Raw genomic sequence first — 13,867 nt, 5'->3', positions numbered from 1 at the left:
GCCCACGCATCGTCATGGCCGAGGAACGCTGAGGGACCATGATTGAAGAAACCGACATTGCTGTCGTGGGAGCCGGTGGAGGAGGGGCCGTGCTGGCCCTAGCACTGGCCCAGAAGGGGATCAAGACGATCGTCTTCGAACAGGCACCGGGACCACCCCAGGGTTTACGCGGAGAGATTCTGCAGCCGAACGGACAGCACGTACTCGATCGGTTGGGGCTTCTAAGTCAGTTGCCGGTTGAGTCTACCCGTACGGTGCGTAAGTTTCATTTTTGCCGTGTTGGTGGCGAACGGCTGTGCACGGTGGACTATAGCGAACTGCCTCCACCGTACAATCAAGCCGTGGTCACACTGCCGAATGTGGCGCACCATGCCATTCTGAGCGCGATCGAGCGCGAATCCTCCGTCTCCTTGCGGTATCGATCCGCCTTCACGGGTCTGCTTCGAGAGAATGGGCGGGTCGTCGGGCTGACGGCCAAGCAGGGAGAAGACCACGTGACGGTGAAGGCGAAGGTGGTCGTTGGGGCCGACGGAGCATTCTCTAAAGTTCGAGAGGCCCTGGAGATTCCGGCTGATCTTCATCTCTATCCGCAAGGGTATTTGATTGCCCTGTTGGATGCGGCGACTCCTCTGGGAGAGGCGAAGTATTTTGTCGGTAAGCGAACGATCCTTGGCATGTTTCCCGCTGCTGGGGACAAGGTGTATGTGTTCTACATGATCAAGGCTGGTTCATATGAGAGCGTGAAAGAACGAGGCATTGCGACGCTACAAAAATCGTGGATTGCGATCGATCCCTCCAGCGAGGCGATCTTCCGTACGCTCATGGACTGGAAGCAAACCGCCTTCATGCCGACCGGGCGTGTCCGCACGCCAACGTGGGTGGCCGACGGAGCGGTGCTGATCGGGGATGCGGCGCATGCGATGAACCCGCATGCCTCTCAGGGTCGCATGCAGGCGATGGTGGATGCGATGACGCTGGCTGACCTTCTGCCTGAGTGTCTGGCGACGAGCGAGTACTCTGCCGAAAAACTGAGGACCTATGAAACCTTGCGTCGACCTCAGGTCACCATGTTGCAGAAGTTGGCTGATGAGCAGGTGCTCTTCTGGAATACAGCGAATCCGGTCATCGCCTTTCTTCGAGACCGTGTCTTCAGTACCTTGGACCGTAACGCGCGACTCCGGTATCGTGTCTTGTCGACAACAGCCGGACTCCGCAAGGAGCCTCCATTTGGCATGATGGATCGTCTGATGGCGGCCGGTTTCCTGCCGGACCCTTCAGCTCGCGATATGGCGGCGAGAGGAGTTCGGTAGGTCATGTCTCCGATAGACTGGACGATCGACGGTTTGTCGGAAGAGACGCACACACTCTTAAAGTCCTATGTGAAGGACGTGACAAAGGTCTATGGAAGTGAATTAGAAGGGATTCTGTTGTATGGCAGTGCGGTGCGAGGGGAATTTTTGCCGGGTAGTTCCAATCTGAATCTGTTGTTGGTGATGTCGTCCTATGACCTCTCGATACTGAAAAAGTATGACAGTCTTCACAAGCGCTGGAGCAAGGAGCAGGTCGTCGTTCCTCTCTTTCTCACAGTCGACGACCTTCAATCCGCTTCGTTCACCTTTCCTCTCGAATACCAAGACATCCACGAATGCCATCGACTGCTGTGGGGGCAAGATCCCTTCGTCGGCCTGAAAATCGACTCTCGGTACTTGGCCGCTGAGGTGTTGCAGGGCTTACGGGGAAATCTTCTCCGTCTCCGCCAGCGCCTTGTGGAAGGACGAAGTACCGAAGAAGCGATGACCATCCTCTTATCGCTCTCTATTACCGCCCTTTTGCCGGTACTTCGAGGGCTCCAACGATTACTGGAGCGCCCTGTGTCTGCGCATGGCGAAGCACTTCTGAAGGACCTCGAATCTTATCTGGCGGTCGATCTTTCCGGCCTGCGCGATGCGCTCTTGCTCAAGCGAGGGCAGATTTCTCCAGGGCAAAAAGAGGTTCCGCGGCTCATGGATCGATATCTCGAGAGCCTGACTCGGCTCGTTACGACTGCGGAAGCTCGGATCACGTGATCGCACATCGACTGAACGAACGCGGGATAGGGATAGGCTGGTTGAGCCTGATGCTCGTACTGTCAGCGGTTGATGCCCACGCCTCGTTGTATGACCGGCCCAAAGAACGTGTGCCTCTTCCCAGCCCCATCGGGTATGTCAGCGATCATGCCCAAGTGATGGAGCCGGAGTGGAAGGACCGCATCCGGTCCGTCTGTATCGATCTTGAGAAAAAAAGCAGCGTGGAAATGGTGATTGTGACGGTGCCCAGCATCAAACCCTATCCATCGGCCAAGCATTATGCGGACGCGCTGTATGAAAAGTGGCAAATCGGCTCGACGCAGCAGGAACATGGGCTGATGGTGTTGGTGGCCGTGGAAGAGCGGCAGGCGGCGATGGCGTTGGGCCGCCAAATGTTTTCGGTCATCACCCCGGCCGTGAGGAACGAGGTTAGTCGTCTGTATCTGCAGCCTGCAATCGAACGAGGACATTTCGGCGAAGGGCTGTATCGCACGGCGGTTGCGCTGGCGACCCCGGCGCAAGAGGTGCGGTTCACTCCTCCATCCAGGCCTCGGATGAAGGGGCTCGGAGTTTGGATTACACTTGGCACCACTGCGGCGATCGTGTCGTTTTTCTGGTGGATGAGTCGGCCGGATTTACGGCACCCCTATCGGCGTATTCAGAAGGGTGAATACTGGGGGACTGGCCAAGGCGGCTTCGGTGGCAACTGGGGCGGCTTCGGCGGCGGGACCAGCGGGGAGGGGTATCGATAGTCGAATTGTTCCACCTCGGGAGAGCAACAGGGGCAAGTTGCTTTCATCAGATGTCTCCTTCAGCTATACTCACGGTGTGAAAAGGGAAGATGTGATGACCAGGGTCAATAGTGTTGAAGCAAAGAAACAGTTGGGCCAAATTCTTGCGCGCACTGCTCGTACAAAACGTCGGGTGATGGTCACCAGCCGAGGCAAAGATATGGCAGCCGTGGTGCCGATTGAAGACGTGCAGTTGCTTGAAGAGATCGAAGACCGGCTGGACCTGGATGAGGCTCGTGCGGTATTGGCCAATGTCAAACGAGAAGGCACGGTCGCGTGGAAGAAAATCAAGCGAGACCTTGGCTTATGAGCTGAAGAGTGTTGTATCAGATCGAGTTCTCTCGCCAAGCCGATCGCCAGTTCCGAAACCTGCCATCACAGTTTCAACAGCGGCTCAAATCAAAGATCGATTCTCTGGCAAATACGCCTCGTCCTCATGGATCTGAGAAGCTGAGTGGGACCGAGCCACTCTACCGTATTCGTGTGGGAGACTATCGAATTGTCTATGCTGTTGAAGATGAGCGACTGCTTGTCCTTGTGGTAAAAGTTGGTCATCGCCGTGAAGTGTATCGCTAGCCCACAGTATTCATGACAGTTCGTCGCGAAATCGCCAAGCCGCGTTGTGAGACCGGCGCACGGAGCCCGGAGGACCTGAGGCGTACTCGTGCCGTACGTCGAGGGTCCGAGGGGCGAGTCCGCCGACCGCAGGCTTGTCGGAACAGCGGATCGGCGATTGCAGCAGAAGTGTTCATGAATAATGCGGGCTAAGAGCAGAGCCAGAGTGATCAGTACTTGTAAAGGAGATCCATCGATGAATAGTGCCTACATTTGGAAGCGTTTCCCATTTTCGCTAAGTATCCTGGCTATCCTCGCCATATTCGCGTCTGGTTGTGCAACCGCAACCAAGGAAACCAAGAGTGCGTCGGCCTTGCCTCAGGACGTCACCGATGCAACGATTGAACGATATATTCGTGCCCATCCGGAAGTGATCGAACAATCGCTGCAGGGATTGCTCGCCAAGCGCGAAGCGGAACTGCGAGACCATCAAAAAACGGCTCTTGTGACGAAGCAGAAGGAACTGGTGCACGATCCCGCGTCACCGGTCAGCGGCAATCCAAAAGGCGAGATCACCCTGGTGGAGTTCTATGACTATCGCTGCGGGTTCTGTAAGAAGGCGGCTTCGTCCGTCACGGAACTCCAGAAGGTCGATCCGCGAGTGCGGGTGGTCTACAAGGACTTGCCCATTCTGGGCGAACCGTCGGAGCTCGCGGCCAAGGCCGCGCTTGCGTCTCAGGCACAAGGCAAGCATCAAGCCTTCCATGAAGCGCTGCTCGCCTCCCATGCCGATATGAGCAAGGAGTCAATCTTGAAGATCGCCATGAAAGTGGGCCTTGATGCGAAGCGACTGGAAACCGACATGGCTAATCCCAAGTGGCAGACCGTCATTGACAAGAATCGAGCCCTTGCCCACGAACTCGGCATCTCAGGGACACCCGGTTTCATCGTGGGCAATGAGCTGGTGCCTGGGTGGTTGGATCTGAACGGGCTGAAGGAGTTGATAGCGCGGGCGGGGCAAGGAAAATGACGGGTCGTTGGAACGTGTGCCGGCGTAGTAGGACAGCCATGAAACTCGGAAGCAGATAGATCAACACTCATGTTGGACTCCTATGTTCCTAAATACGGTGTGTCATACGGACAGAAGTTGGCAGATCCGGCTCTGATGCGCATCGATCAAAACGTTGTGAGGTTGCATGACGTATGACGTACACTGCGGAGTATCTTAAGGCGGCAGAACGGCTTGACGCGATCACCCAACGAGTCGGGTTCGCGCTCTGGCAGCTTCAGGAGCTCGAGGGTGTCGCTGCGCAGTGTTTTGTTCTTCTTGCCCAGGCCACGCCTGGCATGGGCGAGGCCGCAGCGGCTCCGTTGCTCGACGCTGCGCGTTCACGGACCTTCGGCCAAACCTGTAGAGCTCTCGCCAACGCCGAGCTCCTTACTGCCGAGCTTCATTCCGGCCTCCAGGGCCTCCTGCGTGAGCGCAACTGGCTTGTGCACGAGTCCCGAATCACCAGTCGTGCAGCGGTTCACAATGATGCTGCCATGCAACGTCTTTTGAGACGAGTCGAGGCAATACCCAATGCTGTTGACCATCTCATGCCGCAGTTAGTCGCATTAGCGCAGGTCCACGTCTCGCGACATGGGGTTTCTCAGGAGTTTGTTGATTGCCACACCAAGTTGTTGCTCGACAGGTGGTATTCAGACGATACGACCTAGCCTTTCATTGCATCCGACGTGGCGCAAAAACAAAGGGCGGGGAGTCTTCGCTGTATATCCGTTTTCTCGTTAGCCTGCCTACGCGACATTTTGCAATTGCTTCTCGGCAAGATCTCAGTGAGTCCATAGCTACGGCTCTTTTGTCGCCATCCTGACATGATCTTTCCGTATTGCACCGCGCTCTGGCGGTGCGTATGATCGCACGGCTCCAGCCTTGAGGAGGTGCTATGGCGAAGATTACCGAGATTGCTCCTGACCTCTTTCAGATTACGACCTTCGTTGAACCGTTCAATATTCAGTTCAGTCAGTTCTTGCTGCGCGACGATCAGCCGCTGCTGTTCCATACTGGTCCGCGTGCTCTGTTTCCCGAGGTTAAAGCTGCCGTGGCGTCGCTCATCGATCCACAGACCTTGCGCTGGATCGGGTTCAGCCATTTTGAGTCCGACGAATGTGCAACCGTGCCTGAGTGGCAGCAACTGGCTCCGCACTCGGATGTGGTGTGCAGTCTGGTGGGTAAGATGGTGAGCGTCGATGATTGTCTGGCGCTTCGTCCCGCCAAGGGGATGGTCGACGGCGAGGTGTTGGAGACGGGGAGATACCGCTTCCGCTTTCTGGCGACCCCGCATGTGCCCCATTGCTGGGAAGCTGGCCTGCTGTTCGAGGAGACAGAACAGACGCTCCTGTGCTCGGATCTTTTCCATCAAGACGGGGACGTCGAACCGATGACGGAATCGGACGTGATCGAACGCTGTCGTAAGACGCTGGTGGACTATCAGCAAGGCCCGTTGGCGCATTACGTGCCCTACTGTTCGTTGACGGATGCGACGCTGCACCGATTGGCGATGTTGCAACCCAAGCGGCTGGCCACCATGCACGGCTCGGTCTACGTCGGTGATGGAAGCAAAGCGCTCCACGACCTCGCTGCTGTGTGGCGGGAGGTGCTCAGTCCGCAGTTATGATCTGGAATGGTTGAGGAGTGGGGATCTAGCAGCGCTTGACCAGAGCCTCCGAACTGGCTGAGAATGCGTTGTAACGTAAGTCCTCGCAACCCACGCAGGTCCAGTTAGACATCGTTGAGCCACTGACAACAAACAAAGGGAACATGAAGATCGCTATCATTGGAGCTTCGGCTGGCATTGGGCTTGAGACCACACGTCTTGCGCTGGAGCACGGGCATGATGTGACCACCTTATCGCGCCGGACGGTTCCGCGTCCCGATCAGGCTAAATTAAGAAGGGTACAGGGGAGTGCGACCAACCCAAACGATGTAAAAGCCGCAGTGGAGGGGGCTGATGCTGTCCTTGTGACGCTCGGCGTGAAGAGCCCCTTCGCCACGACGCTGTTCTCCGACTCTGCGCGCATCCTGCTGCAAACGATTCGCGAGATGGGCTCCTCTCCAACACTCATCGTGCTCACTGGTTTCGGCGCCGGCGACAGCTGGGGCTACAACTCTTTCCCTGTGAAGCTCCTCTTCACACTGCTCCTCAAGGCAGTCTATGCGGATAAGAATGAACAGGAGCAGCTGGTAGCCGGTGGATATCCCCGGTGGGAAATTGTGCGCCCGGGTCGGCTAACCAACGGAACGATGACGGGCCACTATCGCGTGTTGGACAGCCTTGTGGAAGGCATGCGGGTGGGGGCTATTTCCCGCGCTGATGTGGCGCATTTCATGGTCGCGCAGGCGGAGCACCCCACGTATCTCGGCAAATACCCGGCGCTCACTTACTGAGACTGATGTGCGGGCTCTCGTCTCGGCACGACTCTCCCTTCTTCCAAATCTTGTACATCCGACCAGGCAGTGAGGTCGGTGCGTGAGGGATCGATGGCGGCCAGGTATTTGTTGAATCGGGCCGCACTTTCCGGAGAACTTGCTCCGCGTGCCAACAGCTGCTGATTCCATTCTTCCAATTCAGCCGGCTGATGTGATTGTGCCGTTTTCCCAAGCCACGTGACGACTCCTTCATCGGTCGAATTAGCCTTCACGGTAGCTGTGAACTGCTCGCTGGTAATTCCCGCGAACTCCATCAGCCGTTCGTCCATGGGACAAGGGTACATATATTCCCCCTCTGTCCCGGCAAGCACCGCCCGGCATTTGTCGATCATGCGGGCGAGGTGGGCATAGCCTGCCAGTTTGAATTTCATGCTGCGCGGAAAGTCTTTGCGTAAGTCCATCGCTAGAGCAACTTGTGATTTGTGAAGGTCAGGTTCTTCACGACGACCTGGCCCTCTTCGTAGGTGATGATCCGCCTGGTCGCAGGAAGGTCTGAGGAGCCGACGCGGAGATGGGTGTCGGTGAAGCTTTCTACGTTGGTCAGTTTTCCGTCGGTTGGCGAATAGTAATAGACCGTGTACTTGGTCGTGAGATTCTTCTGGTCCTGTGTGATCGCGCTCTCCTCAACGTTGATCGTAAAGGCGAAGGGGTTCATGCCAGGATGGGCCATCTTGCGGTTGATCTGGGTGATGCGGTTGTCCTTGACCCGGTAGAAGGAATTGGAGCCATGGATGTTCAGCTTGGTGCCGAACGGGTGACCGTCTTCCTCCATCGTGAGCGAGTATTTCCCATCAGATTCCTCAAAGCTCCGTGGTCCACGATGGACTGCGATCATGCCCAGTTGCTCTTGCACCCATTTTTGGATGTCGCCATCGCCTAGTTGAACGGATACTTCGCGGGGGCCCTTGACGATGACGGGGCCGCTGGTTTCTTTTCCGTTCACATTCACGGTGAGGTCAGCCGTAAATCCCGTAAAATCTTTTGGCCATCGAGCGGTCTTTTCGAACGCTTTGCGTAGGAGATCGCGCGCTTGAGGGTCATCGGCGACTGTCGAAGATGCTGGTGTATGTTCCATCATGGATCTCCTCTTAGAAAAAATATGAGACGTCTATACTTATACCGGTGCTTTGTCATGCCACTCAAGAGTGAAATGCACGACCCTGCGGCCTCTTTCTGTTATGAGAGCTATGGAGTGATGCTTCCCACGGTGGCACAATATTCGGTATTCCCCAAAACGTCATAATTATGATATACTTCGGCAAATTTTTCAGGCTGGCTGGGGTTAGGTATTAGACCACAGCAGCCCCGATCAGTTGGTCAGCCTGTGTTGAGGAAGGATGGGCATGGAACGACGAGCTGCTTCGCATACCGAAGAAGAAGAGATGAATCAACGCCGCAAGCTCTTGAATGCGGCAAGACGAGGCGACACGAAAGCCGTCAGCAAGCTGTTTGAGCTGTATCAAGTCCGCGTGCTCAGCGGAGACCAATTGGTGAAGGTCAACCGCACCTCCGCGTACATGACTCCCGTGAAGCATTCGCAGAGCAGCAAGTCCAAGGCGTCGGAGAAAAAGGATAAATCAAGCGCGTCAAAGGCTGTGAAGAAATCGGGTGAGGCTTCTAAGCCGGTTGCCACAAAGGCGCCAACAAGCCCAACCAAGAAATCGGTCAAGAGGATCTCCAAGCATAAGTAAGAGTAAGGTTGGACTACTGCACGGCCACTCTGAGCCCACCCCCTGCAAGTTTTGCTGCAATGTCATCCGCCTGTTCCGTCGATCCGGTGAAGACGATAGCTTCCCCATCATGGTCGATCCGATAGGCCAACTCAAATGCTTTGGTTGAGGTCATCGCGGGAATAAACCGGCAAAATAGCTCGATCACTTGTTGGTAGGTGTGACAGTCGCAGTTGTAGGCGACGACACGAGACTCAAATCCGTTTCCCGAACCGACTTGTACGTCTTCGGTGATGTCGGGAATCGTCTGTGGCATGGCAGGTGTCGGCATGGAGCGGAGCTTCTAGTCGGGCTGGCGGATACGGTTCAACTCTTGGTCGCTGGGCCTCATGCGGGGGCTTAGGCTTTATCCATATCAATCACTTCAGTGGCATCCCATAAGTTGTTCAGCTCAGCATCAGCCAAATCCTTTTCACGATCCGCTTCTGTTTCTTCTCCGAAGCTTTTTCGCGGGGGTGTCGCTGTGGCGCCCGTGAACCTGTCCTCAGCCACCGAGGCGGTGGTTGGCTGGGGGCGACGCCGTTTTTTCGACGGATCCATATTCACAGGCATGAGATTCCTCCGAATAGCTCCAGTAGTGTTCTCTAATTGCGCCCGTCTTGTCAATCAGGGGTAGAGGCTCAACAGCAGGAAAGAGGATGAGCGTCACTGCTGTGCAGTATGTTCGATGTGCCTGTTTTCACGGCCCACTTAGAACAGCTGTTCGGCTACCGTATCAGCGTAACGCCGTCCCAAGGAAGTCAGGCGTACTCGATCGCGATCGGCATCGAGCAGGCCTTTCGCGACAAGTTCGTCGATCTGATGATCTCGTTCCGCAGCCTTAATGGTCTTTCGGGGGACACCACGAAGAAGGCGTAGGCCGAACACAAGGGCATCTCGCTGGCGCTCGGATACCGAGAGGATTGTCCGGTCGGTCATCGGCAGATGGTTGTCGTTCAAGCATGCCGCATAGGCTTCGAGATCCGCAATATTTCCAAACCGGATTCCATGGAGATAGGACTGTGCGCTTGGGCCGAGCCCAAGATACTCGCCACCGGTCCAGTAGAGGAGATTATGGCGACAGGTATAGTCAGGTTTGGCATAGTTGGAAATTTCGTAGCGGGAAAACCCTGCTTCGGCAAGGAAATGCTCTGCTGCGGACTCCATGTCGAGTTGAAGCATGTCGTCAGGTGGTAGGACAAGATTCCGAGCGATGTCCTGGGCGAGCCTGGTTTCCTCCTCAATGGTGAGGGCATAGCAGGAGATATGCGATGGAGTCAGCGTCATGAGCGATTCCAAGGTGTGTATCCAGCTCTGCAATGATTGGCCTGGGAGCCCATACATCAGATCAAGGTTGATATTTGTGAATCCAGCGCGGTGCGCAGCCTGAACCGCGGCCGTCGTATCCTGCACCTGTCCAAACCGGCCAATGAAGGCAAAATCCTTGTCGGTCATGGATTCCGCTCCAAAGCTGATCCGATTAAATCCGGCATCAGCCAAGACTGTGAGATCTCCTTCTGTGATGGAAGAGGGGTGTGCCTCCACCGTGATCTCTGTCGTGTGGTTGGTCGGCCAGGTCTCTCGAATCAGGGTCAGAAGCGTGGCCAGCTGATTGGCTGGGAGGGACGTCGGTGTTCCGCCACCGAAGTAGATGCTCTGCAGGGCGCGGCCATTCAGGGAGTCTTGCCGGCGGTGGAGTGCAATTTCTTGGATGAGGGCGGAGTGAAACCGTGCCATCGGATCGGGTCGAGCAATTTCGAGGTAGAAGGCGCAAAAGTGGCAACGGCGGCGACAAAAGGGGATATGAACATACAGACCGAGGTTGTTGTCCGAGGGGCTCATCGTTTCAGCGAGACGGGAAGCGGTCGTGAGAAATCCTTGGCCAATACGATTTCAATTTCATCCGCCGGTGATACGCCCCGGTTGCGGATGTGCGATGCCCAACCGTCGTGCCTGCGGAGCGACTCAAAGACGGATTTGAGCAGTTGCGGTTTGATCTGGGCTTCCCATTCCTGTAGCCAATTGCGTTCATCTTCGTTTCCGGTATAGTCGTCCGGAAACGAGGCTTCCAGCGTGAAGCGAAGCGTAAACGTTTTGTCTTCCTGGTACATACGTTCCCTGTCGTTGCGATTCAGTCTTGGGTGATTTTATAATGGTCTCAGCAAATGAAGGAGTCCTGAACGATGCCTATCTTCGAATATGTGTGCGGTGAATGCAATCACCGTTTTGAGCTGCTGATTCAGGGATCGGCAGAGGCCGCTTGTCCCCAGTGCAAGACGAGCAAGGTCAATAAACAGTTTTCCGCCTTTGGAGTCGGGGGCACGACCAGCTGGCCGTCCTCAGTCAGCCCCGGCGAGTGCGGCAGCTGCGGCGATCCCCGCGGGCCTGGCGCCTGTTCGATGAATTGAAGAGCCGATGGCCACGCCAGATGAACAGGCGGTGCAACGCGCGATCTTGAGCATCGCCCAATCCGATCCGCTGATCAAGCTGCTGCAGCAAGTGCGGTTAGGCCGCATGAAGCCAACGGATGCGGGCTTGCGCGCCGTGACGGAATCTTGGCTCGGTACCTATGAAAAGGTTTTGGCCACGGATGGTCTAACTCATTCCGATCTGCGTCGGCTCAACCCAACTCCTCGGATGGCAGTCCTGATCGATGCTGGAGTACTCACCGACGATCATCAGGGCGTGGCATCTTTAAAGGCCTCGTATAACAGAGTCCTGACTCATGCTGGTAGTGAGTAGCCCATTAACCCGTCTGCTGGTTGGTTGGCTCCTCTCAGGTCTGCTTCTTGTGCCATCTCCAATCCGATCGGAAGATGCTACCGGACTTCGCCAGCTGAGAACCATTCCACTGACCAAACTCGATTCCCTTCTTCCTCCTGGGACACATGTTCTGATTGAGCGGAGCGCCATCGAAGCGTTTCTTGTGGCGCTGGAAGGGGTGCCTCCCGATTGGGCTACAGTCTATGGCCAAGGTCACCATGATCCCGGCCATGACGAGCGGCTCTTCAACCTGAACCGTGAACGGGATACCGCACGCGAGGGGAATCCTGCTCTGAATTGGCATATGGCATTTATCTGGCCTGGAGAATTGTCGAAATTCGATCCCGACACCAAGAGCTATACGGTGGCGATCGGGCCAGCGTTCAATACAACAGGTTGGGGTATAGTCCGATTCAAGCCTGAGGAGTTCCCAAGTAATCTGCGCGTGAGGCCGAACAAGAAACTTGCCGGTTTGATCAGTCGAAGTCTCGCCAAACGTGAAAAAGCGGAAGTAGTCGTTGTGATGGCTGGTGTGCTGATTCCCTCTGAGTCGGTTATCTATGATTTCTCGCACGAGGAGGAAGGGGTTGGCCTCATCATGCCTGTGGTGAGGGTTGAACAGGTGGAGGTTGTTTTGAAGCCGCACGCACGCTGATTGCACTGAACCGTGAGTTCGCCGTGCAGAGGTGTGAGCGATATAAATTTACGGATGTACGAGGGGAGAGCCTACTAATACGCGTCTTTTGCACAACGAAAGCCGGTGCCACTGGGACGGCTGTCCATCGTGCCCCAATCTCGATCACTGGCGCGGAGGCTGGCAGCCGGTTTGAGCCATGACCCGCCACGCATGGCTTTGATCGCACCTTGAGCCGGACCAGTGGGATCCGTGAGCGGGGCGTTTTTATAGTAATTTGGGTCGTACCAGTCCTGCACCCATTCCGAGGCATTACCGGCCATGCCGAACAGGCCATACGGGCTGACTGCGTGCGGAAAACTGTCGACTGGCATGGTCAGGACTTCTCCCTGTATTCCTTTTTCCTTGGCCAGACGAGCGCCCTCGCCGCTGACCCAAAATGCATCCCAATCCGCTCCGCTCTGGAACGTGATCGTCCGTTGCGCCCAGTAGCTAGTGTAGTGCTTCATGCTGTTCTTGTCTTATCCAGGGCGACCTTAGCCCGATTTCCTTGCCATGCCCGGTGCAATCGCGGCATAGCCTTTCACTCTTCTGAACCGTCCCTCGCAGGCGAGCAGCACCGTGCCGAGCCATCGCTGAAGCATGTGGCTCCCCCGCGTCCGTTTGATGTTCCGCTCACTGTGGCGAACCAATGAGAACATACTTTCGATCGGGTTGGTGGAGAGGAGCGTCTTGCGGAGCAACGGCGGTACGTGCACCCGATGCAGGGTCAACAACTCCTCGAAGGCTTCGACGAGCGACTCTGCCGCCGACTCGTTCTTCGTCCGCAGCCATGTCTCCAACTCCCGCAGCATGCGCTGAGCATCGGCATAGCTCGTTTGTTCTAATGCCGTCATGAGCCGCCGATGCGCCTCAGGGCGGTAGGGCTTGGCCAGGTGCCGCTGGAGGTTCCGGCTCTTATGAATGGCACAGCGCTGATGCACCAGCTTCTTGCCGAACCGGGCCCGGAGGGCTTTGATCAACCCACTCCCGCCATCCGTTACAAAGAGAATCCGTCGGACGAGCGCCAAGCCGCGATGTTCGAGATCCCGAAACAACGCCTCGCACATCTCGTGATTCTCCGAGGAGCCTTGCCAGAACCCGAGGGCCATCTTCTCCCCGGACACGTCCACGCCCAAGGCCACGACAAACGCTTCGCCCCCTCGGTGGATCGTGTCCAGAAAGAGCGCAAACGGCGTGAAGTCCTTCAGGGACCGCGCTTGGAACGTCTTCAGCTTCGCGGCTGTCAACTCCACCAGCTTCTGCGAAATTGCGGTCGGCGACACGCCCACGGCGTGGGCCGCATTGAGGACGGTGTCAGCATACTTCTGGGCTGAAACATCCCGAAGAATCTTCTCCAGTAGTTCTTCCGAGAACGCCCCGGAGTTGCGCAAGCGGGCATAGGATTGGAGGGTGCCCTCCCCCTGTTCCATGTGCCGCAGTCGAGGACGAGTCACGGGGACCTTCTGGTCGCCGAGATAGATCGAGCCAGCCTCATGCGCCCATTTCCGATACGCCGGGTCGGTGGGATAATACTCAGGTCCGGCGATTTCCTCCCGCTCCATCAACATCACGCTCTCCGCGACCATCCGCCCCATGTCCAGCATCACCGCATCCAGCGCCTGTTTCCCGGAGTGGATCACACGAACCAGTGTGCCCAGCATCCAGTCAATTCCGGCGGTCGTCTTCAATCCTGCCAGCGTCTGCTTCCGTTGTCGGGTGTCTCGTCGTTTCATCGGTGGCTCCCTCCTCTTATGTGCCGGGGAGTATCCCACGGCGGAGCCACTCAGCAACATTCAACGAACTTCAGGATAACTCCG

21 protein-coding genes are annotated in these 13,867 nt (G+C 56.4%); 13 read left to right on the top strand and 8 right to left on the bottom strand.

Annotated features, from left to right (window positions below):
• Positions 1-38 precede the first annotated feature (38 nt).
• The 9 genes from E8D52_05440 to E8D52_05400 all read left to right on the top strand — a co-directional run bounded on the left by E8D52_05440 (position 39) and on the right by E8D52_05400 (position 6,860).
• Positions 39-1,310 carry an FAD-dependent monooxygenase gene (locus E8D52_05440; protein TKB69606.1) on the top strand — a complete coding sequence of 424 codons (1,272 nt, stop codon included), beginning with the start codon at positions 39-41 and terminating at the stop codon, positions 1,308-1,310.
• A 3-nt stretch (positions 1,311-1,313) separates the two neighbouring features.
• The gene (locus tag E8D52_05435) at positions 1,314-2,066 is read left to right on the top strand and encodes a hypothetical protein (GenBank protein ID TKB69605.1); all 753 of its coding nucleotides are present in this window, start codon (positions 1,314-1,316) and stop codon (positions 2,064-2,066) included.
• Positions 2,063-2,818: a TPM domain-containing protein gene (locus E8D52_05430; protein ID TKB69604.1), complete on the top strand. Its 756-nt coding sequence runs from the start codon at positions 2,063-2,065 to the stop codon at positions 2,816-2,818. The genes E8D52_05435 and E8D52_05430 overlap by 4 nt, the downstream gene beginning before the upstream one ends.
• A gap of 94 nt (positions 2,819-2,912) precedes the next feature.
• Positions 2,913-3,167 carry a type II toxin-antitoxin system Phd/YefM family antitoxin gene (locus E8D52_05425; GenBank protein TKB69603.1) on the top strand — a complete coding sequence of 85 codons (255 nt, stop codon included), beginning with the start codon at positions 2,913-2,915 and terminating at the stop codon, positions 3,165-3,167.
• An 8-nt stretch (positions 3,168-3,175) separates the two neighbouring features.
• Positions 3,176-3,433: a type II toxin-antitoxin system RelE/ParE family toxin gene (locus E8D52_05420; GenBank protein TKB69602.1), complete on the top strand. Its 258-nt coding sequence runs from the start codon at positions 3,176-3,178 to the stop codon at positions 3,431-3,433.
• A gap of 181 nt (positions 3,434-3,614) precedes the next feature.
• A complete protein-coding gene (locus E8D52_05415) occupies positions 3,615-4,442 on the top strand; it encodes a DsbA family protein (GenBank protein TKB69601.1) in 828 nt (275 codons plus the stop codon).
• Positions 4,443-4,615: 173 nt separating this feature from the next.
• On the top strand, positions 4,616-5,131 hold the full coding sequence (locus E8D52_05410; GenBank protein ID TKB69600.1) for a hypothetical protein: 516 nt from the start codon (positions 4,616-4,618) through the stop codon (positions 5,129-5,131).
• Positions 5,132-5,358: 227 nt separating this feature from the next.
• On the top strand, positions 5,359-6,090 hold the full coding sequence (locus E8D52_05405; GenBank protein TKB69599.1) for an MBL fold metallo-hydrolase: 732 nt from the start codon (positions 5,359-5,361) through the stop codon (positions 6,088-6,090).
• A 143-nt stretch (positions 6,091-6,233) separates the two neighbouring features.
• Entirely contained in the window at positions 6,234-6,860 is a 627-nt protein-coding gene (locus E8D52_05400; protein ID TKB69598.1) for an NAD(P)-dependent oxidoreductase, read from the top strand.
• On the opposite strand, the gene E8D52_05395 is transcribed toward E8D52_05400, so the two are convergent.
• Positions 6,854-7,303, bottom strand: a complete 450-nt coding sequence (locus E8D52_05395) for a DUF5069 domain-containing protein (GenBank protein TKB69597.1) — start codon at positions 7,301-7,303, stop codon at positions 6,854-6,856. The genes E8D52_05400 and E8D52_05395 overlap by 7 nt on opposite strands.
• A 2-nt stretch (positions 7,304-7,305) precedes the next feature.
• Positions 7,306-7,977, bottom strand: a complete 672-nt coding sequence (locus E8D52_05390; protein ID TKB69625.1) for a DUF3386 family protein — start codon at positions 7,975-7,977, stop codon at positions 7,306-7,308.
• A 268-nt stretch (positions 7,978-8,245) separates the two neighbouring features.
• On the opposite strand from E8D52_05390, the gene E8D52_05385 reads away from it, so the two are divergent.
• Positions 8,246-8,593, top strand: coding sequence for a hypothetical protein (locus tag E8D52_05385; protein ID TKB69596.1), 348 nt, complete (start codon positions 8,246-8,248; stop codon positions 8,591-8,593).
• A gap of 13 nt (positions 8,594-8,606) precedes the next feature.
• On the opposite strand, the gene E8D52_05380 is transcribed toward E8D52_05385, so the two are convergent.
• The 4 genes from E8D52_05380 to E8D52_05365 all read right to left on the bottom strand — a co-directional run bounded on the left by E8D52_05380 (position 8,607) and on the right by E8D52_05365 (position 10,722).
• Positions 8,607-8,888 carry an adaptor protein gene (locus E8D52_05380; protein TKB69624.1) on the bottom strand — a complete coding sequence of 94 codons (282 nt, stop codon included), beginning with the start codon at positions 8,886-8,888 and terminating at the stop codon, positions 8,607-8,609.
• 83 nt (positions 8,889-8,971) lie between these two features.
• Positions 8,972-9,184, bottom strand: coding sequence for a hypothetical protein (locus tag E8D52_05375; GenBank protein TKB69595.1), 213 nt, complete (start codon positions 9,182-9,184; stop codon positions 8,972-8,974).
• A 138-nt stretch (positions 9,185-9,322) separates the two neighbouring features.
• Positions 9,323-10,453 (bottom strand): radical SAM family heme chaperone HemW, encoded by a 1,131-nt coding sequence (gene hemW / locus E8D52_05370; GenBank protein ID TKB69594.1) that lies wholly within the window; start codon positions 10,451-10,453, stop codon positions 9,323-9,325.
• Positions 10,450-10,722 carry a hypothetical protein gene (locus E8D52_05365; GenBank protein ID TKB69593.1) on the bottom strand — a complete coding sequence of 91 codons (273 nt, stop codon included), beginning with the start codon at positions 10,720-10,722 and terminating at the stop codon, positions 10,450-10,452. Before E8D52_05365 ends, hemW begins: the two co-directional genes overlap by 4 nt.
• Before the next feature lie 72 nt (positions 10,723-10,794).
• Here E8D52_05365 and E8D52_05360 point away from each other — a divergent pair, with 72 nt between their 5' ends.
• From E8D52_05360 to E8D52_05350, 3 genes are read left to right on the top strand one after another with little or no spacing between them, the layout of a single operon-like run.
• On the top strand, positions 10,795-11,019 hold the full coding sequence (locus E8D52_05360; GenBank protein TKB69592.1) for a zinc ribbon domain-containing protein: 225 nt from the start codon (positions 10,795-10,797) through the stop codon (positions 11,017-11,019).
• Between the two features lie 7 nt (positions 11,020-11,026).
• Complete coding sequence (locus E8D52_05355) at positions 11,027-11,353, top strand: hypothetical protein (protein TKB69591.1); 327 nt, start codon at positions 11,027-11,029, stop codon at positions 11,351-11,353.
• Positions 11,337-12,029 carry a hypothetical protein gene (locus E8D52_05350; protein ID TKB69590.1) on the top strand — a complete coding sequence of 231 codons (693 nt, stop codon included), beginning with the start codon at positions 11,337-11,339 and terminating at the stop codon, positions 12,027-12,029. The genes E8D52_05355 and E8D52_05350 overlap by 17 nt, the downstream gene beginning before the upstream one ends.
• Before the next feature lie 74 nt (positions 12,030-12,103).
• Here E8D52_05350 and E8D52_05345 read toward each other — a convergent pair whose 3' ends face one another.
• On the bottom strand, positions 12,104-12,517 hold the full coding sequence (locus E8D52_05345) for a formylglycine-generating enzyme family protein (GenBank protein TKB69589.1): 414 nt from the start codon (positions 12,515-12,517) through the stop codon (positions 12,104-12,106).
• 27 nt (positions 12,518-12,544) lie between these two features.
• Complete coding sequence (locus tag E8D52_05340) at positions 12,545-13,843, bottom strand: hypothetical protein (GenBank protein ID TKB69588.1); 1,299 nt, start codon at positions 13,841-13,843, stop codon at positions 12,545-12,547.
• Positions 13,844-13,867: the final 24 nt, after the last annotated feature.

Origin of the sequence: Nitrospira sp. (assembly GCA_005116745.1) — a bacterium.
Classification (GTDB): Bacteria; Nitrospirota; Nitrospiria; order Nitrospirales; family Nitrospiraceae; genus Nitrospira_D.
Note: the sequence above shows the minus strand (reverse complement) of the source record. Positions and strands in the feature narration are given on the sequence as shown.